24 protein-coding genes are annotated in these 23,257 nt (G+C 64.9%); 16 read left to right on the top strand and 8 right to left on the bottom strand.

The features are described 5' to 3' along the window. Positions 1-116 precede the first annotated feature (116 nt). Both AB4097_RS10410 and AB4097_RS10405 read left to right on the top strand, forming a co-directional pair. Entirely contained in the window at positions 117-587 is a 471-nt protein-coding gene (locus AB4097_RS10410; protein ID WP_442039175.1) for an aminoacyl-tRNA deacylase, read from the top strand. A 147-nt stretch (positions 588-734) separates the two neighbouring features. Beyond that, entirely contained in the window at positions 735-1,172 is a 438-nt protein-coding gene (locus tag AB4097_RS10405) for a YqaA family protein (protein WP_442039173.1), read from the top strand. 177 nt (positions 1,173-1,349) lie between these two features. Here the strand turns inward: AB4097_RS10405 and AB4097_RS10400 are convergent, their stop codons facing one another. Next, entirely contained in the window at positions 1,350-1,586 is a 237-nt protein-coding gene (locus tag AB4097_RS10400) for a hypothetical protein (RefSeq protein WP_442039171.1), read from the bottom strand. Between the two features lie 53 nt (positions 1,587-1,639). After that, the gene (locus AB4097_RS10395; RefSeq protein WP_442039169.1) at positions 1,640-2,236 is read right to left on the bottom strand and encodes a cation transporter; all 597 of its coding nucleotides are present in this window, start codon (positions 2,234-2,236) and stop codon (positions 1,640-1,642) included. A 260-nt stretch (positions 2,237-2,496) separates the two neighbouring features. Between AB4097_RS10395 and ilvD the strand changes: the two genes are divergently transcribed. The 4 genes from ilvD (at position 2,497) to AB4097_RS10375 (ending at position 6,736) form a co-directional block, all read left to right on the top strand. After that, on the top strand, positions 2,497-4,326 hold the full coding sequence (ilvD, locus tag AB4097_RS10390; protein ID WP_442039167.1) for a dihydroxy-acid dehydratase: 1,830 nt from the start codon (positions 2,497-2,499) through the stop codon (positions 4,324-4,326). 132 nt (positions 4,327-4,458) lie between these two features. Then, positions 4,459-4,761 (top strand): hypothetical protein, encoded by a 303-nt coding sequence (locus AB4097_RS10385; RefSeq protein WP_442039165.1) that lies wholly within the window; start codon positions 4,459-4,461, stop codon positions 4,759-4,761. 138 nt (positions 4,762-4,899) lie between these two features. Beyond that, positions 4,900-5,217: a quaternary ammonium compound efflux SMR transporter SugE gene (gene sugE / locus AB4097_RS10380; RefSeq protein WP_442039163.1), complete on the top strand. Its 318-nt coding sequence runs from the start codon at positions 4,900-4,902 to the stop codon at positions 5,215-5,217. Between the two features lie 43 nt (positions 5,218-5,260). Further along, entirely contained in the window at positions 5,261-6,736 is a 1,476-nt protein-coding gene (locus tag AB4097_RS10375) for a sensor domain-containing diguanylate cyclase (protein WP_442039161.1), read from the top strand. A 300-nt stretch (positions 6,737-7,036) separates the two neighbouring features. Here AB4097_RS10375 and AB4097_RS10370 read toward each other — a convergent pair whose 3' ends face one another. From AB4097_RS10370 to AB4097_RS10360, 3 genes are all read right to left on the bottom strand, one after another. Next, a complete protein-coding gene (locus tag AB4097_RS10370) occupies positions 7,037-8,407 on the bottom strand; it encodes a glutamate--cysteine ligase (protein WP_442039159.1) in 1,371 nt (456 codons plus the stop codon). A 265-nt stretch (positions 8,408-8,672) separates the two neighbouring features. Next, a complete protein-coding gene (locus AB4097_RS10365) occupies positions 8,673-9,812 on the bottom strand; it encodes a carboxylate-amine ligase (protein ID WP_442039157.1) in 1,140 nt (379 codons plus the stop codon). Positions 9,813-9,986: 174 nt separating this feature from the next. Then, positions 9,987-10,733 carry a 16S rRNA (uracil(1498)-N(3))-methyltransferase gene (locus tag AB4097_RS10360; RefSeq protein ID WP_442039155.1) on the bottom strand — a complete coding sequence of 249 codons (747 nt, stop codon included), beginning with the start codon at positions 10,731-10,733 and terminating at the stop codon, positions 9,987-9,989. Positions 10,734-10,940: 207 nt separating this feature from the next. On the opposite strand from AB4097_RS10360, the gene AB4097_RS10355 reads away from it, so the two are divergent. The 7 genes from AB4097_RS10355 to lpxK all read left to right on the top strand — a co-directional run bounded on the left by AB4097_RS10355 (position 10,941) and on the right by lpxK (position 16,583). Next, positions 10,941-11,408, top strand: a complete 468-nt coding sequence (locus tag AB4097_RS10355; RefSeq protein WP_442039153.1) for a hypothetical protein — start codon at positions 10,941-10,943, stop codon at positions 11,406-11,408. A gap of 18 nt (positions 11,409-11,426) precedes the next feature. Further along, positions 11,427-12,356 carry a 4-hydroxybenzoate octaprenyltransferase gene (gene ubiA / locus AB4097_RS10350; RefSeq protein ID WP_442039151.1) on the top strand — a complete coding sequence of 310 codons (930 nt, stop codon included), beginning with the start codon at positions 11,427-11,429 and terminating at the stop codon, positions 12,354-12,356. 79 nt (positions 12,357-12,435) lie between these two features. After that, complete coding sequence (locus tag AB4097_RS10345; protein WP_442039149.1) at positions 12,436-13,239, top strand: inositol monophosphatase family protein; 804 nt, start codon at positions 12,436-12,438, stop codon at positions 13,237-13,239. A 59-nt stretch (positions 13,240-13,298) separates the two neighbouring features. Next, positions 13,299-13,532, top strand: coding sequence for a DUF4170 domain-containing protein (locus AB4097_RS10340; protein ID WP_442039147.1), 234 nt, complete (start codon positions 13,299-13,301; stop codon positions 13,530-13,532). A gap of 14 nt (positions 13,533-13,546) precedes the next feature. Continuing rightward, entirely contained in the window at positions 13,547-14,281 is a 735-nt protein-coding gene (locus AB4097_RS10335; protein WP_442039145.1) for a lysophospholipid acyltransferase family protein, read from the top strand. Next, positions 14,278-15,567: a 3-deoxy-D-manno-octulosonic acid transferase gene (locus AB4097_RS10330; RefSeq protein ID WP_442039143.1), complete on the top strand. Its 1,290-nt coding sequence runs from the start codon at positions 14,278-14,280 to the stop codon at positions 15,565-15,567. Before AB4097_RS10335 ends, AB4097_RS10330 begins: the two co-directional genes overlap by 4 nt. Further along, a complete protein-coding gene (gene lpxK, locus AB4097_RS10325) occupies positions 15,567-16,583 on the top strand; it encodes a tetraacyldisaccharide 4'-kinase (protein ID WP_442039141.1) in 1,017 nt (338 codons plus the stop codon). Before AB4097_RS10330 ends, lpxK begins: the two co-directional genes overlap by 1 nt. Positions 16,584-16,596: 13 nt before the next feature. On the opposite strand, the gene AB4097_RS10320 is transcribed toward lpxK, so the two are convergent. Together AB4097_RS10320 and xseA are read right to left on the bottom strand one after the other, a co-directional pair. Further along, a complete protein-coding gene (locus AB4097_RS10320; RefSeq protein ID WP_442039139.1) occupies positions 16,597-16,815 on the bottom strand; it encodes a DUF2093 domain-containing protein in 219 nt (72 codons plus the stop codon). A 70-nt stretch (positions 16,816-16,885) separates the two neighbouring features. Further along, positions 16,886-18,460, bottom strand: coding sequence for an exodeoxyribonuclease VII large subunit (gene xseA / locus AB4097_RS10315; RefSeq protein ID WP_442039137.1), 1,575 nt, complete (start codon positions 18,458-18,460; stop codon positions 16,886-16,888). A gap of 183 nt (positions 18,461-18,643) precedes the next feature. Between xseA and purD the strand changes: the two genes are divergently transcribed. From purD to AB4097_RS10300, 3 genes are all read left to right on the top strand, one after another. Next, entirely contained in the window at positions 18,644-19,921 is a 1,278-nt protein-coding gene (purD, locus tag AB4097_RS10310) for a phosphoribosylamine--glycine ligase (protein ID WP_442039135.1), read from the top strand. A gap of 149 nt (positions 19,922-20,070) precedes the next feature. Next, a complete protein-coding gene (locus AB4097_RS10305; protein WP_442039133.1) occupies positions 20,071-20,979 on the top strand; it encodes an alpha/beta fold hydrolase in 909 nt (302 codons plus the stop codon). Between the two features lie 178 nt (positions 20,980-21,157). Continuing rightward, entirely contained in the window at positions 21,158-22,771 is a 1,614-nt protein-coding gene (locus AB4097_RS10300; RefSeq protein ID WP_442039131.1) for a calcium-binding protein, read from the top strand. A 6-nt stretch (positions 22,772-22,777) separates the two neighbouring features. Here AB4097_RS10300 and AB4097_RS10295 read toward each other — a convergent pair whose 3' ends face one another. Next, on the bottom strand, positions 22,778-23,206 hold the full coding sequence (locus tag AB4097_RS10295; protein WP_442039237.1) for a nucleoside deaminase: 429 nt from the start codon (positions 23,204-23,206) through the stop codon (positions 22,778-22,780). Positions 23,207-23,257 lie beyond the last annotated feature (51 nt).

Genomic DNA, 23,257 nt, shown 5'->3' with positions numbered 1-23,257 from the left:
TTCGGCCGGGGGTGTACCATCGGGACATATCAAAGCAACTGCGCATCCCGAAGCGACGGTGTGTCAGTTCAGCCGCCTCCCGGCATGCGAGCGTCCTCGTCTCACAGGAGGTTGTCATGACGATCGCGCCCACCCTTCAACGCTACATGTCCGACCAGAACATCAGCTACGACCTGATCCAGCACGATCCGGCGATGAGCTCGCTCAGCACGGCCCATGCGGGGCATGTGCCGGGCGACCGCCTGGCCAAGGGCATCATGCTCAGCGACGGGCGGAATTTCATGCTCGCCGTTCTGCCGGCTTCGCATCACATACGCCTGTCCGATCTCAAGACGGAGCTGGGACAGGAGCTGCGCCTGGCTTCCGAGGATGAGATCGTCGAGGTGTTCCGCGACTGCGACCGCGGCGCCATCCCGCCCGTTGGAACGTGCTACGGTCTCGACGTGATCGTCGAGAACGGCATGGAGCGCCAGCCCGATGTCTATTTCGAAGGCGGAGACCACGCCACGCTGGTTCACGTGAAAGGCGACGATTTCGCGCGTCTCAACCCGCGCGCTCAGCACGGCACATTCAGCGAGCGGATGTAGCCTCGCGAATGTTTGAGGCCTGATGGCTGACCTGCCTTGGCAGGTCAGCTCGGCAGTCACCTGGAACCGTGATAAGGTTCGTTTCATCCAGGCCACGGACGAAACCCTGAACCTGCCCGCCTTCATTCCAGCGTGATCCCTCGCCTCATGCCCCACCTTGCTGAATACGGCGCGCTTTTCGCTGCGGCCTTTCTCTCGGCGACCATGTTTCCGTTCCAGTCCGAAGCCGTGCTCTTCGCCATGCTGGTGGCCGATCACTACGCATGGTGGCTCCTCGTCCTCGTGGCGAGCGTGGGCAACATCCTGGGCTCCGTCGTGAACTGGTACCTGGGCCGGTTCTTCGCCCATTTCGAGGATCGCCCCTGGTTCCCGGTCAAGCGCAAGCAGATGGCGAGGGCCGAGGCCTGGTATCATCGCTACGGGCGCTGGACGCTGCTGTTGAGCTGGACGCCGATCATCGGCGATCCGCTCACCATCGTGGCGGGTGTGATGCGCGAGCCCCTGCGGGTCTTCATCCCGCTGGTGGCGCTCGCCAAGACGGGGCGGTATCTGGCGGTGGCGGCGCTGAGTCTGGGGTGGGTTTGAAACCTTCACCGTCATTCCGGGGCGCACCTCTGGTGCGAGCCCGACCCGAAGGGCCGCGCCGAAGGCGTGGAAACCCATAACCACTGACGTTGCGCCATGAAGCGCGACGCCGCTCACTCTTCCTTGAACTGTGATGTTTATGGGGGCCGCTCCGCGGCCACGGAATGACGGTTTTGCTCACGGCCCCTGCAGGCTCGCCCAGATCTCCTCCAGGTGGCGCGGCCCGAGCACCGCGCCCGAGGCGGCCCGGATCACGGCCTCCATGCCGGCTGGCGGCTCGTTGTTCATGGCCCAGTGAACGGCCTCGCGGAGGGTCGTGAATTCCCTAACGTCGCTCGGGTGACCCTGGCCTGCCGTGCCGATGGGTTCGTACTGCAGATGGGCCGGGGCATCCAGTTCGGCTTTGGTGAGCATGGCGCTGTCCTGCCTCGTTCGGGGTGATTTGAGCAGGACAACGTTCTTCGGGCTTAAGGCGTTGCAGCCCGGTGTTCCTCGCGGGCCGCTTCCCAGACCTCCCGCGCGGCATCGGCGTTCATCGCCGCGATCGCAAGACCGACGATCAAGTCCGGCCAGGCCGAGAGCGTTACGGCCGTGACCAGCCCGGCCCCGATGATGGCGACATTGGCAAGGGCATCGTTGCGGGCCGACAGAAAGGCCGCCTTCGTCAGGCTGCCCCTGTGATGACGATACCGCGCGAGAAGGAACGCGCAGGAGAGATTGACGATCAGGGCGCCTGTTCCGGCGAGGGAGAGCGACACCGGATCCGGCGCCACCGGCTGCCAGAACTTGTCCCAGGCCGTCCAGAGGGTCGCCACGCCCGGCACCAGGATGATCCCCGCCAGAACCATCCCGACGCGCGCCTGCGTCCTCGCCCCCCAGCCGAGGGCCGCGAGGATGAGAAGGTTGATCGAGGCATCCTCCAGGAAGTCGACGCTGTCGGCGAACAGGGACACCGAGCCGATGGCGAGCGCGACAGTGAACTCGATGCCGAAATAGCCGAGGTTCAAGGCCGCCACGATGGCGACGACACGGCGCAGGTCCTGGCTGGCGGGCGCATAACTCATGAGATTTCCCCTCCTCGGCGCCTCTCCATATGTCGGACACGCCGGCAATTCCATTGCGGCAAAGCAGGCGCGACCACAAGGAATGGCAATTTTTCTTGCAAGTTACGCAATTTCAGTCGAACAAGGCCCTAAAGTTCAGCGCATCGTGCGGAAAAGTGGACCCGGTTTTCTGCGCTCAACGATGCGCCACTGAGGGATCGAGCATCGGATCAATCCCAAAAGTGGTGTCCACTTTTGGGTCCGATGCTCTAGAGGAAACCATGCCAGCCTATCGTTCTCGCACCACCACCCACGGCCGCAACATGGCGGGGGCCCGCGGCCTCTGGCGGGCCACGGGCATGAAGGATTCGGATTTCGGCAAGCCGATCATCGCGGTCGTGAACTCCTTCACCCAGTTCGTGCCGGGCCACGTCCATCTGAAGGACCTCGGCCAGCTCGTGGCACGGGAGATCGAGAAGGCCGGCGGCGTCGCCAAGGAATTCAACACCATCGCGGTCGACGACGGCATCGCCATGGGCCATGACGGCATGCTCTACTCCCTGCCTTCGCGGGAGCTGATCGCCGATTCCGTGGAATACATGGTCAACGCCCATTGCGCCGACGCCATGGTGTGCATCTCCAACTGCGACAAGATCACCCCCGGCATGCTGATGGCCGCCCTGCGGCTCAACATTCCCGTGGTCTTCGTGTCCGGCGGGCCGATGGAAGCCGGCAAGGTCGTGCTCAACGGCGTGACCAAGAAGCTCGACCTGGTGGACGCCATGGTGGCGGCCGCCGACGACAAGATCGCCGACGAGGACATCAAGGTCATCGAGCGCTCCGCCTGCCCGACCTGCGGCTCCTGCTCGGGCATGTTCACGGCCAATTCCATGAACTGCCTCACCGAGGCGCTGGGCCTGTCGCTGCCCGGCAACGGCTCGACGCTGGCAACGCACGCCGACCGCAAGCGCCTCTTCGTGGAAGCCGGCCACCTGATCGTCGATCTCGCCCGCCGCTATTACGAGCAGGACGACGCGAGCGTGCTGCCGCGCTCCATCGCGTCCTTCGCGGCCTTCGAGAACGCCATGACGCTCGATATCGCCATGGGCGGGTCGAGCAACACGGTGCTGCACCTTCTGGCCGCCGCCCATGAGGCGGAAGTCGACTTCACCATGGCGGACATCGACCGTCTGTCGCGCCGCGTGCCGGTGCTCTGCAAGGTCGCGCCCGCCGTCGCCAACGTCCACATGGAAGACGTGCATCGCGCCGGCGGCATCATGGGCATCCTGGGCGAGCTCGACCGCGCGGGCCTCATCGACACCTCCGTGCCGACGGTTCATGCCGAGACCATGAAGTCGGCCCTCGACCGCTGGGACGTATGCCGCACCAACAGCCACGCGGTGCACGAGTTCTTCAGCGCCGCTCCCGGCGGCGTGCCGACGCAGGTCGCGTTCAGCCAGGAGAGCCGCTACGACAGCGTCGACATGGACCGCGCCGCCGGCACGATCCGCGATGCCGAGCACGCCTTCTCGAAGGACGGCGGCCTCGCCGTTCTCTCCGGCAACCTCGCCCTCGACGGCTGCATCGTGAAGACCGCCGGCGTGGACGAGAGCATCCTGGTGTTCTCGGGCCCCGCCGTCGTGTTCGAGAGCCAGGACGACGCCGTGAGCGGCATCCTCAACGGCCAGGTGAAGGCCGGCGACGTGGTGGTCATCCGCTACGAGGGCCCGCGCGGCGGTCCCGGCATGCAGGAGATGCTCTATCCCACGAGCTACCTGAAGTCGAAGGGCCTGGGCAAAGCCTGCGCGCTCATCACGGACGGGCGCTTCTCCGGCGGCACCTCGGGCCTCTCCATCGGCCACGTCTCGCCGGAAGCGGCGGAAGGCGGCGCCATCGGCCTCGTGCGCGACGGCGACCGGATCGAGATCGACATCCCGAGCCGCCGCATCAACCTCGCCGTGGACGAGGCGGAGCTGGAGCGCCGCCGCGCCGAGCAGCGGACCAAGGGCTGGCAGCCGGCGGCACCGCGCAAGCGCAAGGTCTCGGCCGCCCTCAAGGCCTATGCCATGCTGGCCACCAGCGCCGCCAAGGGCGCCGTGCGGCAGATCTGACCCACCCGGTCGGTGACGAACGAGGGCAGCTCCGGCGGGACATCTCGTCTCCCCGGAGCCGCCAAGCCTTGACGAAACACTGTGTCCTGGAGTCCTTTGGCGAGAGGGCCCCAATCAGCCGCAGGATTCCTGATGATTCGTTTCGCCTTGACTGCCAGCCTCCTGCTCCTTGCGGGGCCCGTCCTCGCCCAGGACGCTCCGGAGGGTCGGGCCCTTCAGCTGACCGTGCGCCCGTCGGGCTACGAGGCCGAGGCCAACGAGGCGACCGAGCGGCAGCAAAAGCTGCTGAGGCGGCTCGAGCAGAGCAACCACATGATGCGCTCGATCTGCATCAATTGCGGCGACAGCTGGAAGCATCAGATCTACGCCCCGTTCAACCCCCTCGCCTCCTTGGGCGGCCGCCCCGAGCGGCCTTCGGAAGAAGCCGGTAACTAAGCCGACGAACAGGCTTGCGTCTGCCTATTCTCCGTATTGAGAAGGTTTTCTCGAACCCCTATATTTGGAGGGGTGGGGACGACCTCGCACCTTCATGAAACCGGTAGGGACGGCCCTGCCAATGACGGAGGTCCTGTCATGGCATGGACTTTGCTCGGCTTGGCCGGTCTGTTCGAGATCGGCTGGGCGATCGGCCTGAAATATACCGAAGGCTTCACCCGCCCCATCCCATCCGTCCTGACCGCTCTCAGCATGATCGTCAGCGTCGTCCTGCTCGGCCTTGCGCTCAAGACCCTACCCGTGGGGACGGGCTATGCGGTCTGGACCGGGATCGGAACGGTCGGCACGGCCATTCTGGGCATTTATCTCTTCGCCGAGCCCGCGACGGCGATGCGCCTTGTCTGCATCGGACTGATCGTGTCCGGCATCCTCGGCCTCAAGTTAGCCTCAGGCTAGCTCCGGCGGTTATGGTTGGAGGATCATGACTGCATTCGCTCACATGAGACCGAGGTCGGCGGCGCGGGGGCTGAGAGCCTTCGTCGTCGTGGTCTGCCTCGTGATCCTCGGTCTCGGGGGCTGGCGCGACTGGAGCGACCGCGAGCAGGAGATTGCCCGGATCAACGCCGAGAACTTGAATCTCGCCAAATCCCTGGTCCAGCACGCGGAGGACACCTTCGAGGTGGCGGACGCTCTCCTGGTGGACGTGGTGGACCGGGTCGAAGCCGGTGGCGCCCTCCCGAATGCGATCAAGAGGCTGGACACCTTCCTGGTGGAGCGGGTTCAGTCCCTGCCCCGCATCAAGGCCCTCTCGGTCTACGAGGAAGACGGGTTTCTCCTGTCGAGCTCCCTGCCCGGCCATCGGGGCAAGGTGAATGCCGAGAAACAGGCCTTCTTTCAGCATCATCGGGACTCGGCCAGCGGCGACTGGTTTCTGGGCCCCCTGATCCGCGATCCGCTCGGCGGCGATTGGGTGCTCACCCTGTCCCGCCGCATCGACAACCCGGACGGCAGCTTCGGCGGCGTCGCACAGGCCAGCATTCCGCCCCGGTACTTCGCCAATTTCTTCGGCCGCTTCAATATCGGCCAGCAGGGCAGCATCACGCTCCTGCACAAGGACGGAACGCTCCTCTCGCGCTATCCCTATATCGAGAACGCCATCGGGGCCGATGTCTCGAAGGAGCCGCAGTTCCTGGATCGACGAGGCTCCGGCGCCTATGAATATGTCTCCCTGTTCGACGGGGTGACTCGCATGGGCGGCTATTATCGCAATCCCATGTTCCCCATCGGGGTCCTTGCATCGGTCGGACAGGGCGAGGCGATGGCGAGCTGGAACCGCGAATTCGTGTTCCGCTCCGTGGTGATGAGCGTTCTCGTCGCCACCATCGCCACCCTCGGCTGGATCCTGTCGGCGGAACTGCGCCGGCGGGAGGAGGCGGAGGCCGAACTCTCGGTGCTCGCCGTGACCGACGGCCTGACGGGTCTCGCCAACCGGCGCATGTTCGACAGGCAGCTCGAGGCGGCGTGGCTCCGGGCCGCACGGGAGAAATCGCCGGTGTCCCTGCTCCTCGTCGATGTGGACCAGTTCAAGGCCTACAACGACATCTACGGCCACCAGGCCGGCGACGAGTGCCTGCGCACCATCGCCAGAGCGCTCGCAGGCACGGCCCGCAGGCCGGGCGATCTGGTGGCGCGGTACGGCGGCGAGGAACTCGTGGTTCTCCTGCCCGACCTCGACGAGACCGGCGCGGCGGCCGTGGCCGAGGAGATCCGCGCCAAGGTCGAGACGCTTCGCGTGCGGCACGAAGCCAATCTTCCATCCCGCACCCTGACCGTCAGCGTCGGCAGCGCGACCCGCATTCCGAGCCTGGACCGCTCCCGCCACGGCCCAGAGGATCTGATCACGCTCGCCGACGCCGCCCTCTACCGGGCCAAGCAGGACGGCCGCAACCGCGTCGCGACCGCGAAAGCGGCGTGAGCAGAAGCCTTCGCGACAACTGCAAGACGCACCACGCTGTCATTCCCGGCCGGAGCGCAGCGGAGGGGAAGGGAACCCATAGCGGCTCGCTTGATCGTGGATCCCCTTCCCGCACTGCGTGCGCCGGGGATGACACTCACCACGTCATGGCCGGCCTTGTGCCGGCCATCCCGATTGGAAAAGCCAAGTGTCCTTCGCATCGAGATCACCGGCACGAGGCCGGTGATGACGTGGGAGGGTGTTGCTCAACTTCCGGAACAACGCTTTATTCAGCGCAGGCCAGAAGAATCGAATAGCGCTTCAGAACGCAGACTCTTTGAAGGCCGGAAGCACGGAGCCACCCCACGCGCCGTGGTACAGCTCCAGCAGCCGCTCGGCCTGCGTGCGGCCCGAGGCGACGATCTCTTCCGCATAGGCGAGATGGCGCGTCTCATCACGGCCCGCTTCGTCGAGATATCCGCGCCGCTTGAGGCCCGCATGCGAGAGCGCCAAGGCATCGCGGGCGACATCCTGCACGGAGCGTCCTGCGATGCTCGCCTTCAAGGCGAGCATCGGCACGTCGGCGCGTAAGCCTTCGCGCTCCTGCGCGGTCCAGTTCTTCACCAGCTCCCACGCCCCGTCGAGCGCCGTCTCGTCGTAGAGCAGGCCGGTCCAGAACGCCGAGAGAGCGACGATGTGGTCGATGTTGCCCACGTCCGCGCCGCGCATTTCGAGATAACGCTTCAGGCGCACCTCGGGGAAGACGGTGGACACGTGGTTCGCCCAGTCGGATTGCGTGGCGCGCTCGCCCGGCAATTGCGCGAGCCTGCCCGCGAACAGGTCGCGGAAGGACGAGCCCGCCACGTCGTGATAGGTCGCGTCGCGCTTGACGAAATACAGGGGCACGTCGAGCACCCAGTCCACATAGCGCTCGTAGCCGAAGCCGTCCTCGAAGGCGAAGGCCATCATGCCCGTGCGGTCACGATCCGTGTCACGCCAGATCTGCGAGCGCATGGAGAGATAGCCGTTGGGCTTGCCCTCCGTGAACGGCGAGTTGGCGAAGATCGCGGTCGCGATCGGCTGGAGCGCGAGCGACACGCGCAGCTTCTTCACCATGTCGGCTTCGGACGCATAGTCCATGTTCACCTGCACGGTGGACGTGCGGTACATCATGTCGAGGCCGAGCGAGCCGACCTTCGGCATGTAGTTCGTCATGATGCGATAGCGCGCCTTCGGCATCACCGGGGTCTCGGCACGCGTCCAGAGCGGGCTCATGCCGAGGGTGAGGAAGCCGAGGTCGAGCCCCTGCCCGACGGCCTTCACGTCGTCGATATGCTGCGCCGTCTCGCGGGCCGTCTCGTGCAGCGTCCGCAGGGGTGCTCCCGACAGCTCGAACTGTCCGCCGGGTTCGAGCGAAATCGCTCCGCCGCCCACTTCGTCGGCAAGGCCGATGGGACAGCTCTCCTCCATGATCGGCGCCCAGCCGGTGCGCTCTGCCAAGCCCTCCAGCAGCGCGCGAATGCCCTTGGCCCCGTCATAAGGAACCGGCGTCGCATCCGCCGTATAGAACGGAATCTTCTCGTGTTCGGTGCCGAGCCGCCAGGCGTCCCGCGGCTTCTCGCCGGAGGCGATCCATTCCACGAGTTCAGACCGCGCACCAATGGGGGTCGTATCGGATACGTCCCGCGCCATGCATCACCTCATCAAAAAGCGCGTTCAAGGCGCGCCGACTTAGAGCATCGGACCCAAAAGTGGAACTGCACTTTTGGGACCCATCCGATGCTCCACTCTTTGAAGAGCGCATCGTTCGACCGGAAAACCGGGTCCACTTTTCCGTACGATGCGCTAAGCGTCGGGACTCAATAAGGGGCTTAAGGCCAAGGCGCAATGAGGGACGAGAGCACAAAACGACGAGGGCGCGGACGCCCTCGTCGAGGCGTCGGGTCCGCACGATGCGCTAGTGCCGGATCCCCGTCTCGCCCATCGTCTCCGCACTGAGCCAGTCGACCACGCCGGCCAGCGCGTCCCGGTTCGACAGGCCGCGTCCGACCGCTTCGGTATAGAGCGTCAGCTGCTGGTCGGCACTGGTGCCGCGGGCCACGATCCAGCGGGCGAGATCGAGCTCCCGCTGACAGCCGAGCGCCTTGGCGTCCTCGGCCACGAGGTCGAGCGTCTCGTCGAGCAGTTCCCGCACGGGCTTGGCGGTGCGCGTCCTCTCGTCGACGAAGCTGCCGTGGATGCCGTAGCGCTGGGCCCGCCAGCCGTTCTCGTCGTTGATGGCCCGCGAGGCGCCGGTCTGCCCGGCGTTGAGCGTGGTGTCGAGGCTCAAGTGGCGCACGAGGCAGCGGTAGAGGGCGGCGATCGCGATGGTGTCGTCGAGGCGCGTGCAGCTGTCGGCCACGCGCAGCTCGAGGGTCGGGTGCTTGAGCGACGGCCGGATCACCCACCAGACATAGGTGGAATTCTCGATGGCGCGGGCGGCCACGAGGGTGTCGATGTAGCGCTGGTAGTCCTGCTCGTTCTCGAACAGGTCCGGGAGCCCCGTGCGCGGCAATTCGCGATAGGCCGCGAGCCGGTAGCCGAGAAGGCCCGTGCGCTGCGCCTGCCAGAACGGCGAGGAGGTCGAGAGCGCGAGCAGCAGGGGCAGGTAGGGCTGGATCCGGTTCATGATGTCCACGCGCATGCCCAACTCAGGCACTTCCACATGGACATGCATGCCGCACAGGACATTCCGGCTGCCGAGCATCTGCAGGTCGTGCATGACCTTGCCGTAACGCGGCTGCGCCGTCGGGCGGATCCGCGACCAGACGGCGAGCGGATGGGTGCCGGAGGCCATGATGGAGAGGTCGAACTCGCGCGCAACGGCGCCCACGGAGGAGCGGAGACCGGCAAGCTGCGTGCGGGCCTCGGCGAATTCGAGCATGGGCTTGGTGGCGATCTCGATCTGCGGCTCGAGCATTTCGGGGTGGATGTCGCCCGAAACCTTGTCCCGGCAGGCGGCAAAGAATTCCCTGATCTTCCCCTTGGCGATATCCCGTTTCGGCGCATCGTTGACGAAGTACTCTTCCTCGATGCCGAACTTGAAATCCCAGCTCATTTCCTTGGTATCCTCTGTTCTTATTCAGAAATGACCTTCGCGCGTGCGGATCAGCCTGCGGCGACCCGGCCCAAACTCCGGCGCAATGGGGCCAGATTGGGGCGAATCGCCGTGAAACTGCTAAGCTTCTGAATCTATAGGCTGATTGAATTCAGTCTTTGTCGGCCGGTGTAATCAGGCCCAATCGCCCAGCACGGCCTGGACGATCGCCATCGCGGCCACAGCGGCTGTGTCAGCTCGCAGGATTCGCGGACCCAACGATACGCAAACACATCTTTCGTGGGCGGCGACAAGCGCTCTCTCCTGATCGGTGAAACCCCCTTCGGGGCCCACGATAACGGCCAGACCAGCTTGTTTGTTCCCAAGCTTGGCCAGGGCCTCGACCGGGTTGGAAACCGGCGCGTTCTCGTCGCAGAAGACGACCAGTCGATCCTTTTCCAAGCCCTTGAGAAAACGTTCCAAATCCTCTTCTTCCCGCACATTCGGAATCGCCAGGATTCCGCATTGCTCGGCCGCCTCGATGGCGTTGCTGCGCATGCGGTCGAGGTTCACCCGGGTGGCCTGGGTCCGCCGTGTCAGGACAGGCTGGAGAACGCCCGCCCCCATCTCCACGGCTTTCTGGACCATGTAGTCGAGCCGGGCATGCTTGAGCGGCGCGAAGGCATAGATGATGTCGGGAGCAGCTTCCTGGTCCCGGATCCGCTCCACGCAGACGAGATCGGCGGCCTTGCGCCCCTCGACCGCGACCTCGGCCCGCCACTCCCCATCCTCTCCGTTGAAGATCAGGACGGTTTCGCCCGCCTTCAGGCGCAGGACATTCAGGAGGTAATTGGCCTGCCCCCGGTCGAGCGCGATCCTGGACCCGGCCCGAAGGGGCGCGTCGACGAAAAGGCGGGGGGCGTTGAAGTCGTACTCGGCCATGGGGATCTTGTGCTGAACCGCCTCCCCTGTATCAAGTTCCTCCGCCCCGAGGGAGGGGGACGGCCGTTCTGGTCACTAAAAATTCAGGTGCGGGATGGCACAGCTTGTGTTTTAGGCGACCATTCGCCTCTTGGCCTCAAGGCTCCGAACCTGTTAACAGAACACAGGCGCGTGAGACGTCGCGTGCTAATTAAGGGAATTTTGGGCATGACGCACATCCGTTCGCACATCCTGGCTGCGTTTGCCGTCGCCGGCATTTTCGTGTCTGCTCCTGCCTTTGCGCAGTCGAGCGCCTGTCAGGAAGGGCAGAAGATCCTTCAGGAACGCCAGGGTCTCATCCAGCAGGTCAACAAGCTCACCAACGGCGGCAAGAATAAGAAGCTCGACCCGCGTGAGGCCTGCAGCATCTTCTCCAAGCTCGTGACGAACGGAGCGGCCGGCGAGAAGTGGATGACTGCCAACAAGGACTGGTGCCAGGTTCCCGATCAGCTCATTCAGAGCTTCTCCGAGGATCATAAACGGTCCCAGCAGTTCAAGGGCCAGGCCTGCGGCGCGGCCGCGAAAATGGCCGAGATGGAAAAGCGCGCCAAGCAGCAGGCCCAGCAGGGCGGTGCCGCCGGCCGGATGGGCGGCGGCCTGACCGGCACCCTGAGCATCCCGAAGGGCGCCCTGTAAGCCGAGTTCGGACGAGCCATGGAGCGTCCCGGAACGCCTTCCCTACCCGATGCCGTGAAGGGCCATTGGGTCGACCGGTGGGCGCCGGCGGGCCTTCGGCCCTACCTGCGCCTTGCCCGCATCGAACGGCCCATCGGCTGGTGGCTGCTTCTCCTTCCCTGCTGGTGGTCGGCGGCGCTTGCCGCCGTCGCGGCGGGACAGCCCTGGCCGAATCCGGTTCATTGCCTTCTCTTTCTGATCGGCGCCGTGGCGATGCGCGGGGCCGGCTGCACCTATAACGACATCGTCGACCGGGACCTCGACACCCGCGTCGAGCGTACCCGCCAGCGCCCGCTGCCCTCGGGGCAGGTATCCCTGAAAGGCGCCCTGGCCTTTCTCGCGCTCCAGGGCATCGTCGGCCTTCTGGTCCTGCTCCAGTTCAACGCCTTCGCCGTCGCGACCGGCTTCGCCTCGCTGGGAGTCGTCGCCCTCTACCCCTTCATGAAGCGCTTCTTCTGGATGCCGCAGATCGTCCTGGGCCTTGCCTTCGCCTGGGGCGCCCTGATGGGCTGGGCCGCGGCCTTCGGCTTCCTGAGCGGGGCCGCGATCCTTCTCTATCTCGGCAGCATCGCCTGGGTGGTGGGCTACGACACGATCTATGCCTTGCAGGACATCGAGGACGACGAAATCGCCGGAATCAAGTCCTCGGCTCGTTTCTTCGGCGAGAACGTGAAGCTCGGCGTCGGCATCTGCTATGCGCTGACCCTGGTCTTCATCACCGCATCCCTGACCCTCGCCCGGGCAGGCTGGCCGTCCTTCTTGGGCTTGAGCCTCTTTGCCCTTCACCTGGGTTGGCAGGTCGCGCGCATCGACCGGGCGGATGGCGCGGGCGCGCTGCGTCTTTTCCGCGCGAACCGGGATGCGGGCCTGATCCTGTTCGCGGCCATGACCCTCGACTGCTTCATCTAGAAACAGCGGTCTTTCGAAATGGAAGGTTTAGACAGGAGGTCTATGGTATCTCCTCCCAATAACCCCCATCTCAGGTTCGATGCTGTCTTCCTCAACCCAACCGATCGCCACTCTCGCACCTGCCGTCCGTGACGCCGCCCGCCGGGCGGGCGAGATGGCCCTGCCCTATTACCGTGCCGGCGCGCAGACGGCCGCCAGGCTCTGGTACAAGGGGCAGAGCTCTCCGGTGACGGAAGCAGACATTGCCCTCGACACTTTCCTGAAAGAGCACCTGTCCGCGCTGTTTCCCCAGGCCGGCTGGCTCTCCGAGGAAACGGCCGACGATCCATCGCGCCTAGACCAAAGCTATGTCTGGATCGTCGATCCCATCGACGGCACGCGGGCCTTTGCCACAGGACATTCCGACTGGGCCATCTCCATCGCCCTGGTCAAGGACGGCAGGCCTGTGCTCGGCATCCTTCACGCTCCGATCCATGAGTGTCTTTATGAAGCACGGATCGGCGAAGGGGCCTGGTGCAACAGCGAGAGGCTGTCACTGGCGCAGGATGGCGACTTCTCCCGTGCCCGGGTCGCGGGTCCGAAGCCGCTCGTGGACCGGTTCGAGCGCCAAATCGGCCCGGTCGAGCGCCTGCCCAAGGTGCCGTCCCTGGCACTCCGGCTGGCCCGGGTGGCGGAAGGCACCATCGATGTCGGGCTCGTTTCCGCCAATGCTCAGGACTGGGACATCGCCGCCGCCGACCTCATCCTGCAGGAAGCAGGCGGCCTCCTGACGGGGCTCGACGGTTCGATCCCGATCTACAACAGGCCTCAGCCGTCTCACGATGAGATGATTGCCGTTGCGTCACGGTTGCATCCTCGTGCTATTGGAGCCATGAGAGCCTGACATCGTCGGCTCGTTCCGACACCACCCCTTCCAACACTCTTCAGAAGAGCCCTATCACCATGACCGACACGCCTGGCAAGCAGCTCCTGCATCTGGTTTTCGGCGGCGAGCTCGACAGCCTCGAATCCGTCGATTTCAAGGATCTTTCCAAGCTCGACATTGTCGGAATCTACCCGAACTACGCCAGCGCCCATGCGGCCTGGAAGGCCAAGGCTCAGGCCACCGTGGACAACGCGCAGATGCGCTACTTCATCGTCCACCTCCACCGCCTTCTGGATCCGCAGAACGGCTGACCTTTCAAGTCGTCATGGGTCTCATGAAGCGCATCATCCGGTCGCGGGCCGTCCAGGAAGCCCTGGGCTTCGTCGTCGCGGGCTATCTCAAGTTCGTCCAGCGCACGAACCGGTTCGTCATGGAACCGGCCGATGCCTATGATCGGATCGAGATGCCCGTGATCGCCGCCATGTGGCACGGGCAGCACTTCATGATCCATTTCGCCAAAAGGCCGCAGGACCGCGCCGCGAGCCTCGTGTCACGCTCGGGCGATGGCGAGTTCAATGCCGTCGCTTTGCGCCACCTGGGCGTGCGGGCGATCCGCGGCTCCGGCGCGCGCGGCCGCGACATCCGCAAGAAGGGCGGCGCGCAGGCCATGCGGTCCATGCTGCGGGCCCTGAGCGACGGGGAAATGGTCGTGATGACCGCCGATATCCCGAAGATCTCGCGGGTCTGCGGCCAGGGCATCGTGACGCTCGCGCAATTGTCCGGCCGCCCCATCGTGCCCGTTGCCGTGGTCACGAGTCGCCGCATCGATTTCGACAGCTGGGACAAGGCCAGCATCGGCCTGCCCTTCGGGCGCGGGGCGATGGTGCTCGGCGAGCCGGTGCATGTGCCGCGCGACGCGGACGAGACGACGCTGGAAGCCTTGAGGAGGACCGTCGAACGCGAACTCGACCGGGTCCACGAGCGGGCCTATGCTCTCGTCGGATCGAAGGATCCGGGCGCCAAGCCTCATTCCGTGCTCATGGAAGGTTCCCGGGCATGAGTTTCCCGATCCTCTTCAAAGCCTATCGCACAGCGGTGTCCGTGCTGGAACCGGCCGTGCTCGGCCTCCTGTATTGGCGCCAGCACAAGGGGCGCGAGGACCGCACGCGCCTCGGCGAGCGGCAAGGTTATCCCAGCCGACAGCGGCCCAAGGGCCACCTGATCTGGGTTCACGGCGCCAGCATCGGCGAGACCCTGTCCCTTCTGCCCATCGTGGAACGTATGACCCAGCGCGGCCTGACGGTCCTGGTCACGTCGGGAACGAAGACTTCCGCGTCTCTCATCGCCCGTCGGCTCCCGCCCGGGGCCATCCATCAATTCGTCCCCCTGGATGTGCCACGTTATATAAGGCGGTTCCTGGAGCACTGGCAGCCCGACCTCGCTCTCATCGCCGAATCCGAGATCTGGCCGAACACGATCATGGCGCTCGCCGAGCGCGACATCCCGCTCGTCATGGTGAACGGGCGCATGTCGGACCGTTCCTACCGCCGCTGGCAGAGAATGCCGCACATCATCAAGGGCCTCTTGGAACGGTTCGCCCTGTGTCTCGCCCAGACGTCCGAGGATGCCGAGCGACTGGCGCGGCTCGGCGCTCCCCGGGTGATCGTGACGGGCAACATCAAATTCGACGCGGCCCCTCCCCCGGCTGATCCCCGCGTGGTGGCGCATCTTTCGGGCATGATCGCGGGCCGTCCCGTCTGGCTTGCCGCCAGCACGCATCCGGGCGAGGAAAGCGTGGTCATCGCCGTGCATCGCGCCCTGGCGAAGCGTTATCCCCAACTGCTCACCATCATTGCCCCACGCCATCCCCACCGCGGCCCTGAGGTCGCGGCCCTGTCGGGTCAGGCAGGCCTGCGGGCGGCCCGTCGCTCCGAGGGCATTCACCCGGACCGGGCGACGGATGTCTACGTAGTCGATACGGTAGGCGAAATGGGCCTGTTCTACCGGCTCTCCCCCGTCGTCCTCATGGGCGGCACGATGGTGCCCGTCGGCGGGCACAACCCGATCGAGCCGGCCAAGCTGGGCGCCGCCATCCTGCATGGCCCGCATGTCCATACCGCCACCGAGATCTATGAGGCCATCGATCAGGCGCGAGGCGCCGTGATGGTCAAGGACAGCGCCACCCTGGCCCGGGCCGTCAATGAATTGCTGAGCAACGCGGCCCTGACGCGCGACATGGCCCGCAAGGCCGGAGAGGCCGTGCAGGCGCTCGGCGGCGCCGTCGACCGCACCATGCAATCCGTCGAGCCTTTCATCGTCCAGGCGAAGCTGGGGGCGCGCCGCTGATGCGCGCGCCACGCTTCTGGTGGCACCCCTCCCCCACGCTGCCGGCCAACCTGCTGCGCCCGGCGAGCATCGTCTATACGTCCATCGCGGCACGGCGGATGCGCCGCCCCGGCGAGAAGGCGGACCTTCCCGTGGTCTGCATCGGGAATTTCACCGCAGGGGGCGCCGGCAAGACCCCGACGGTGCTGGCGGTCGCCCGGATTCTTGAAGCCGCGGGCGAGAGCCCGGCCTTCCTGTCACGGGGTTATGGCGGAAGCCTTCTGGGTCCCGTCCAGGTCCGCACGCCTGAGCATACGGCCGCCGACGTGGGCGACGAACCCATCCTGCTCTCAAGGACGGCCCGAACCATCGTGTCTCGCGACCGTCCGGCAGGGGCACGACTGGCCTATGAGGCCGGCGCGACCGTCGTGATCATGGACGACGGGCTTCAGAATCCGTCACTGATCAAGGATTGCGCCATCGCGGTCGTGGATGGCGCGACCGGGATCGGCAACGGATTGCCGTTGCCGGCCGGGCCGCTCCGGGCCCCGATGGACGTGCAATGGCCAGCGATCGACGCGGTTCTCATCATCGGCGATGGGGAGCCGGGAAGGAAGGTTGGCGAAGAGGCCGGACGGCGCGACAAGCGCGTGTTCGAGGCAAGGCTTGAACCGCCCCCGGAGGCGGCCCAGCCTCTCGAAGGCAGGAAGGTCCTGGCCTTTGCCGGCATCGGACGCCCCGGAAAGTTCTTCGAGACCCTGCGCGCCTGCGGGGCCGTCGTCGAAGCCGCTCACTCGTTTCCCGACCATCATCGCTACACAGCCGCCGAGCTCACCACTCTGCAAAACGAAGCCGAGGCACGCGGACTTACGGCCGTGACCACGGAAAAAGATTTCGCCCGGATCGCGGCGGTACGGGATACGAGGGCTTGGCCGGACCTGATGGTTCTGCCCGTGCGGCTTCGGATCGGGAACGAGGCGGGACTGCGCAACCTGCTCCTGCGCCGGATCAGCGAAAGGCGTCTGCGCGCCACGTGAACGGCGATGGGCGTTATCGACGCGCGGGCTGACCCGTGATGCGCATCATGACCGCCTCGGGCGAGGCATAGGCCTCCTGCCTCTCGACACTCCAGTATTTCAGCTCGTCGAGCGGAATCTCGACGCCCGTGACCGCGCAACGCACATAGGCCCCGGGCTTCACGACCCGAAGGTTGCTGTCGAGATATTGCACGACGGCTTCGCCGCCGCTGCGTTCGATCTTGTTCAACATCGATGACATCGAGAAATGCGTTGCGCCTTCTTTCACATAAGCAGGTGAGCCGAGGATTTCCAATCCTCAATCAGAACAAAGCGCCCTGCTCCTCCGCCACCGCGAGCTTCGGCTTGGCCACCCGCGGTCTCGTCCCGATCCGCCCGCCGGTCGCATCCGCCTTGCCGTCGGCGAATTCGAGCACGAGGGCCTGACCGTCCAGCACCGCATCGGCCGAGTTGAGCGGCTGCCCGTCCGCGTCCCGAACCAGGGCGAAGCCGCGCTTGAGGACGGATTTGTAGTTCAGGCTGTCGAAGAGCTTGGACACCGCCTCCAGCCGGTCGGCCTTGCGGGCGATTTGCCCCTGCAGGGCCGGCCCGAGACGCTCAGCCACCCGCCGGGTGAGTTCATGCCCTTGCGCAAGGCGCGTCCGCTCGGCGCGCAGCAGCGCCTCGCGGGACACCACCAGGCGGCGGCCGATCTGCTTCAGGCTCTCCTCCCGCAGCAGGACGGAGCGGCAGACCGCGTTGTAGGGGCGCGGCCCCACGGCATCCAGGCGGGCGCGCATGCGGGCAACGTTGGCCACCGGCGAGACATGGGCCAGCTGGCGGGCAACCTTGAGCAGACGCTCCTCGTGGCCGCGGGCATTGCGGGCGAGCGCCGGGTAAAGCTTGGCGGCCGCGAGGTCGAGCCGCTGCCGCTTGGGCGAGAACAGGGCTTCCGGCGTCGGCAGGGCGCGGGCCGTGGCGCGCAGGTCCGACCGCCGTCGCTCCACGAGGCGAAGGGTCGCCTCCATGTGGCGGCGGGAGAGATCGTTGACGGCCGCCATGAGCTCGACCCGCACCGGCACCACCATCTCGGCGGCGCCCGTGGGCGTGGGAGCCCGCCGGTCGGACGCATAATCGATCAGGGTCGTGTCGGTCTCGTGGCCTACCGCCGAGACGAGAGGGATGGCGCTCTCGGCTGCGGCGCGCACCACGATTTCCTCGTTGAACCCCCACAGGTCCTCGATGGACCCGCCCCCGCGGGCGACGATCAGTACATCGGGGCGTGGGATCCGCCCATCGGGCTCCAGCGCATTGAAGCCGCGAATGGCGGCGGCGACCTCCGCCGCGCAGGTCTCGCCCTGCACGCGCACGGGCCATACCAGCACCCGGCGCGGGAACCGATCCTCCAGCCGGTGGAGAATGTCGCGGATCACCGCCCCGGTCGGCGAGGTGACGACGCCGATCACCCGCGGCAGGAACGGCAGGGGCCGCTTGCGCCCCTGGGCGAACAGCCCCTCCGCATTGAGCTTGCGGCGGCGCTCCTCGAGCAGTGCCATGAGCGCGCCGATGCCGGCGGGCTCGAGCGTGTCGATGACGATCTGGTACTTGGACGAGCCCGGAAAGGTGGTGATGCGCCCGGTGGCGATGACCTCCATCCCCTCCTCGGGGCGGATCTTGAGCCGGGCGAAGGATCCCTTCCAGATCACCGCGTCGATTCGGGCATTCTGGTCCTTCAGGCAGAAATAGGCATGGCCCGACGAATGCGGCCCGCGATAGCCCGACACCTCGCCCCGCAGGCGCACATGACCGAACGCATCCTCCAGGGTACGCTTGAGGGCGCCCGCCAGATCGGACACCGACCATTCGGGAGCATTCGAGGGAGCTTTTTCTGCGAACATGACGTGAACCTAATCCGCTAGGCCGCAACCTGCCAAGGGCGCGGACGCAACAGCTCTTCACAATGCGGAACTATCCCCTGTGCATTTCGCCGCGCCCGCGAAACGGGCTTGGTTTCGCGCTTTCGAGCTAGGCGCAAAGACCCGTTGGGGCTAAGAGCGCAGGCGGCACAGGGAGGCAAAGTCATGAACATTCTTCTCATCGGGTCCGGCGGACGGGAGCATGCTCTGGCCAGGAGCCTCGCGGCGAGCGCGCTGTGCGACAATCTCCTCATCGCACCCGGCAACCCCGGCACGGCGCAGCATGGCACCAACCTGGTGCTCGACGTCACGGACCACCGGGCGGTGATCGATTTCTGCCGCGTGACGAAGGTCGATTTCGTCGTGGTCGGGCCGGAGGCGCCGCTGGTGGCGGGCCTCGTGGACGATCTCCGGGCTGCAGGGATCAAGGCGTTCGGGCCGAGCAAGGCCGCCGCCCAGCTCGAAGGCTCGAAGGCCTTCACCAAGGATCTCTGCGCGGAGTTCGGCATTCCCACCGCCCCCTATCGGCGGTTCACCGATGCTGAAACGGCCAAAGCCTATATCCGCAGTTACGGCGTACCGATCGTCGTGAAGGCGGACGGCCTTGCCGCCGGAAAGGGCGTGGTGGTCGCCACCTCCTTCGAGGAGGCCGAGGCAGCCATCGACATGATGATCGGCGGCGGGCTCGGCGATGCCGGAGCCGAGGTGGTGATCGAGGCTTTCCTCGAAGGCGAAGAGGCGAGCTTCTTCGCCCTCTGCGACGGCACGCACGCCATCCCGTTCGGCACGGCCCAGGACCACAAGCGCGTCTTCGACGGCGACCAGGGCCCGAACACCGGCGGCATGGGGGCCTATTCGCCCGCCGCCGTGATGACGCCGGACCTTCAGGCCCGCGCCATGCGCGAGATCATCGAGCCGACGCTCGCCGGCATGAAGGCGCGGGGCACGCCCTATACCGGCATCCTGTATGCAGGGCTGATGCTCACCAAGGACGGGCCGCAGCTCATCGAATACAACGCCCGGCTCGGCGATCCGGAAACCCAGGTGCTGCTGCCGCGCCTGAAATCCGATCTCGTGACGGCGCTCCTGGCCGCCTGCGACGGCGTCCTGAACAGCATCTCCCTGCAATGGTCGGATCAGGCGGCGCTCACCGTCGTCATGGCCGCCAAGGGGTATCCGGGAGCCGCAGAGAAAGGCTCCGAGATCCGCGGCATTGACAAGGCCGAGGCCTTGAACGACGTCATCGTCTTCCATGCCGGCACGAAACAAGACGGCGACAGGATCGTTGCCAATGGCGGGCGCGTGCTCAACGTCACGGCATTGGGACGCACGATCTCCGGGGCACAGGCCAAGGCTTACGAGGCGGTATCGCAGATCGACTGGCCCGAGGGTTTCTGCCGCAAGGATATAGGTTGGCGCGCCGTGGAGCGCGAGCGGAACTGACCATCACATACTTCTATCGAGGGATAACGCAACGGTAGAAATTTCTCGTTAGAGTTGCGCCACAGTTTCTTGGATGGGTACAGTCCCTTCCGCGGCGAAATGCTCTACCTTCTCGCATCATCCTGTCCCGAAACGGCGAGCATTCCTCCATGAGCGACGATCTCTTTCCCGGTTTCGAAAGCCACTGGATCGATACGGAGGTGGGACGCATCTTCGCACGCTCGAAGGGCAACGGAAGGCCGCTGATCCTGCTGCACGGTTTCCCTGAGACGCATGTCATGTGGCACCATCTCGCGCCGACATTGGCCGAGACTTATAGGGTCGTCTGCATGGACATGCGCGGCTATGGCTGGTCCGCCGCGCCGAAAGGCGATTTGAAGCACGAGACCTATTCCAAGCGCGCCATGGGCCGGGATGTGATCCGGGTCATGGAAGCGCTGGGCCATGTGCATTTCGCCGTCGCAGGACACGATCGCGGAGCCCGCGTGGGCTATCGGCTCGCCCTCGATCATCCGGGCCGGGTGGAGCGGCTCGCCCTTCTCGACATCCTGCCGACCTATCATGTGTGGGAGCAGATGAAAGCGGGGACGGTTCCAGAAGCGCACTGGGGCTATCTCTCGCAGTGTTACCCGAAACCGGAAGAGGAGATCGGGCGCGATCCGATCCCCTATTTCGAAGGCCTGATACGACAATGGTCGGCCGCGGGCGATCTCAGCGCCTTCGATCCCAGAGCGCTTCAGTTCTACTGGCAGAGCTGCAACGAACCCAGCCGCATCCACGCCTTCTGCGAGGATTACCGTGCCGGCGCGACGCAGGACGTGGAGGCCGACGAAGCGGATCTTGCCGCGGGCAAGACGATCCAATGTCCGACCTACCTGATCTGGAGCGATTATTACCTCGTCAGCGGCCCGGTCGGCGACCGGAAGCAGCCGCTCGACATCTGGCATCAGAGCTTCGCCCCGAACGCAACCGGCACCGGCGTCAGCTCGGGACATTTCGTGGCGGAGGAAAACCCGAGCGCGACGCTGGAGGCCTTGCAGGCGTTTTTGCAGGCGTAATGCGCTCACGCAGATGAGCCGCACACTTCGTGCGTTGTCAATGTCTCAAGATCAGATTGACCTAATGCGACGCTCACGTCTGTCTTGTTTCCGCGCCTTCCAACCGTCGTGAGGTGGATCCCCTTGTAGAGGTTCGTCAAAGTCTTTACTAAACATTATTACCTTTCAGGGGAAGACAATGGCATCAACAGTCCCGAGCAAGATAAGTTTCCAAGGTGTCGGTTCAAGCAGCCACGTGACACGATACAGCGACGGCAGCTTTCTCACGGTCTGGACGACTTCAGACGATCACAATGCCTACGTTTACGGCAGGGTTTTCAATACCGACGGCACCGTCAAGAAAGACACCTTCTTGATCGATTCCAAAGCCGGGGCCTCGTACACCGATGTGAACGCCACCGCGCTCAGCGATGGCCGTACGGTAATTGCTTGGACAACGAACGATGGCCTTGGAAAGATTGTCGGAAAGGTGCTCAACGGAATGTATACCCCGGCGAGCGAACTTCTTGGGCTCGGCTACAGCCCAGCATCCCTCGGCCAGAGTAACGCCAGTGTCTACGCACTTGCGAATGGTGGCTTCACACTTATCCATAGAATTGGGTATTCTCCGGAGGAAAATTACGGTTCCGTCTACAGTGAAGGTCCTAATGGCTGGGAATCTATAGCAGCCAATCTAATACGGGCTCCAAATTATCCCGAATTCGACCATCACCCGTTAGCGGCACTATCAAACGGTTTATATGCTGGAACTTATCTTTCATCCACGCCGGAAGGGCCACAGCTTTGCGTTAGGATATTAAGCAGCGAGGCACAGCCTACTTTTCATGAAAAGTTGAGCAGTTCGCCCGTAAGCCTCAATATTTCGTCGGTCACTCCTCTCAACGATGGCCACTTCATCGTTGCCTGGTTGGACGGAAATATGATCCGTACGCAGACATTTGGGCCTGACGGTTCGACCAGCCCTCAGAATGCCATCAGCATTCCTCTTCCGGAAGGCCAACTCATGGAAGCACCCGTGATCAGCCAGCTCGAAAACGGCGGCTTTGCAATCGCGTTCCGGGTCTATGCTGGCAACGGTGATGATGTCTACACTACCGCCTTTGCCGCCGATGGATCGGTGATCGCCGGGCTCACGCATGTCGGCACCAGCACTGAACTCGATCAGTGGAATCCGTCCATCATCGCCCTCAAAGGCAACAGCTACGCGGTCTCGTGGCTGAGCGAGACAGACACTGGCTCTCAGTTCTTCGTCGAAGTGATCGGCGTCGCAAGCGAGCCGCTTCCGCCCCTACCCGTCAATTCCACCTGGACAGGCACCGACGGCGACGACACCAGAATCGGCACCGACCTGTCTGAGATATTCAAGGGCCTCGGCGGCAAGGACAATATCGACGGCGGGGCCGGCAACGATACGATCTGGGGAGGTGCGGGCAATGACACTCTGAAGGGCAATGCAGGCCTCGACATTTTCGTCTTCGACACCAAGCCCAACAAGAACAGCAACAAGGACAAGATTGCCGATTTCCAGGTCAGGGACGACTCGATCTGGCTCGACAACAAAGCATTCACGAAGCTCGGCAAGAAGGGTACGGAGGACAAGCCGACTCAGATCAGCAAAGCCTTCTTCACCGTGGGCTCGAAGGCCAAGGACAAGAACGACTACATCATCTACGACAAGGCCAAGGGCATCCTCTACTACGACGCTGACGGTTCGGGCAAAGGCAAGGCAGTGGAGTTCGCTCAGCTCCCCAAGAAGCTTGCCATAACTTACAAGGACTTCTTCGTCATCTGAGATGTCTTAACGTCTTTCCCCAAAGAACCCCTTCAGCAACTCCCCTGCCTCCCTCTCGCGGATGCCGCCGTAAACCTCCGGGGCGTGGTGGCAGGTGGGCTGGTCGAAGAAGCGCACACCGTTGTCGACGGCGCCGCCTTTCGGATCATGGGCCGCGTAATAGACCCGCCGGATGCGGGCAAACGAGATGGCTCCCGCGCACATGGTGCAGGGCTCCAGGGTCACGTAGAGATCGCAGCCGGAGAGCCGCTCGTCGTCCAGCGCCTCGCAGGCCCGGCGGATGGCGAGCATTTCCGCATGGGCCGAGGGGTCCCGCAGCTCGCGCGGGCGGTTGCCCGCCGAAGCGACGATCCGGCCGTCCTTGACGATGGCGGCCCCCACGGGCACCTCCCCGCGCGCGGCGGCGGCGCGGGCCTCGTCGAAGGCCACGCTCATGGGATCCGGCCGTCCCGGATCAAGCGGCTCATGATCGGCGTTATCCGTCAA

This window comes from Microvirga sp. 2MCAF35 (assembly GCF_052115545.1).
GTDB lineage: Bacteria > Pseudomonadota > Alphaproteobacteria > Rhizobiales > Beijerinckiaceae > Microvirga.
Note: the sequence above shows the minus strand (reverse complement) of the source record. Positions and strands in the feature narration are given on the sequence as shown.

Excerpts from the sequence above, each read along its gene's own strand:
- AB4097_RS10345 (WP_442039149.1), top strand. The coding sequence starts at position 12,436 with ATGCTGTCTTCCTCAACCCAACCGATCGCCACTCTCGCACCTGCCGTC.
- AB4097_RS10340 (WP_442039147.1), top strand. The coding sequence starts at position 13,299 with ATGACCGACACGCCTGGCAAGCAGCTCCTGCATCTGGTTTTCGGCGGC.
- AB4097_RS10330 (WP_442039143.1), top strand. The coding sequence starts at position 14,278 with ATGAGTTTCCCGATCCTCTTCAAAGCCTATCGCACAGCGGTGTCCGTG.
- AB4097_RS10405 (WP_442039173.1), top strand. The coding sequence starts at position 735 with ATGCCCCACCTTGCTGAATACGGCGCGCTTTTCGCTGCGGCCTTTCTC.
- AB4097_RS10335 (WP_442039145.1), top strand. The coding sequence starts at position 13,547 with ATGGGTCTCATGAAGCGCATCATCCGGTCGCGGGCCGTCCAGGAAGCC.
- AB4097_RS10375 (WP_442039161.1), top strand. The coding sequence starts at position 5,261 with ATGAGACCGAGGTCGGCGGCGCGGGGGCTGAGAGCCTTCGTCGTCGTG.
- ilvD (WP_442039167.1), top strand. The coding sequence starts at position 2,497 with ATGCCAGCCTATCGTTCTCGCACCACCACCCACGGCCGCAACATGGCG.
- AB4097_RS10300 (WP_442039131.1), top strand. The coding sequence starts at position 21,158 with ATGGCATCAACAGTCCCGAGCAAGATAAGTTTCCAAGGTGTCGGTTCA.
- AB4097_RS10295 (WP_442039237.1), bottom strand. The coding sequence starts at position 23,206 with ATGAGCGTGGCCTTCGACGAGGCCCGCGCCGCCGCCGCGCGCGGGGAG.
- AB4097_RS10360 (WP_442039155.1), bottom strand. The coding sequence starts at position 10,733 with ATGGCCGAGTACGACTTCAACGCCCCCCGCCTTTTCGTCGACGCGCCC.
- AB4097_RS10400 (WP_442039171.1), bottom strand. The coding sequence starts at position 1,586 with ATGCTCACCAAAGCCGAACTGGATGCCCCGGCCCATCTGCAGTACGAA.
- AB4097_RS10370 (WP_442039159.1), bottom strand. The coding sequence starts at position 8,407 with ATGGCGCGGGACGTATCCGATACGACCCCCATTGGTGCGCGGTCTGAA.
- AB4097_RS10410 (WP_442039175.1), top strand. The coding sequence starts at position 117 with ATGACGATCGCGCCCACCCTTCAACGCTACATGTCCGACCAGAACATC.
- AB4097_RS10305 (WP_442039133.1), top strand. The coding sequence starts at position 20,071 with ATGAGCGACGATCTCTTTCCCGGTTTCGAAAGCCACTGGATCGATACG.
- lpxK (WP_442039141.1), top strand. The coding sequence starts at position 15,567 with ATGCGCGCGCCACGCTTCTGGTGGCACCCCTCCCCCACGCTGCCGGCC.
- AB4097_RS10385 (WP_442039165.1), top strand. The coding sequence starts at position 4,459 with ATGATTCGTTTCGCCTTGACTGCCAGCCTCCTGCTCCTTGCGGGGCCC.
- AB4097_RS10320 (WP_442039139.1), bottom strand. The coding sequence starts at position 16,815 with ATGTTGAACAAGATCGAACGCAGCGGCGGCGAAGCCGTCGTGCAATAT.
- purD (WP_442039135.1), top strand. The coding sequence starts at position 18,644 with ATGAACATTCTTCTCATCGGGTCCGGCGGACGGGAGCATGCTCTGGCC.
- ubiA (WP_442039151.1), top strand. The coding sequence starts at position 11,427 with ATGGAGCGTCCCGGAACGCCTTCCCTACCCGATGCCGTGAAGGGCCAT.
- AB4097_RS10395 (WP_442039169.1), bottom strand. The coding sequence starts at position 2,236 with ATGAGTTATGCGCCCGCCAGCCAGGACCTGCGCCGTGTCGTCGCCATC.
- AB4097_RS10365 (WP_442039157.1), bottom strand. The coding sequence starts at position 9,812 with ATGAGCTGGGATTTCAAGTTCGGCATCGAGGAAGAGTACTTCGTCAAC.
- sugE (WP_442039163.1), top strand. The coding sequence starts at position 4,900 with ATGGCATGGACTTTGCTCGGCTTGGCCGGTCTGTTCGAGATCGGCTGG.
- xseA (WP_442039137.1), bottom strand. The coding sequence starts at position 18,460 with ATGTTCGCAGAAAAAGCTCCCTCGAATGCTCCCGAATGGTCGGTGTCC.
- AB4097_RS10355 (WP_442039153.1), top strand. The coding sequence starts at position 10,941 with ATGACGCACATCCGTTCGCACATCCTGGCTGCGTTTGCCGTCGCCGGC.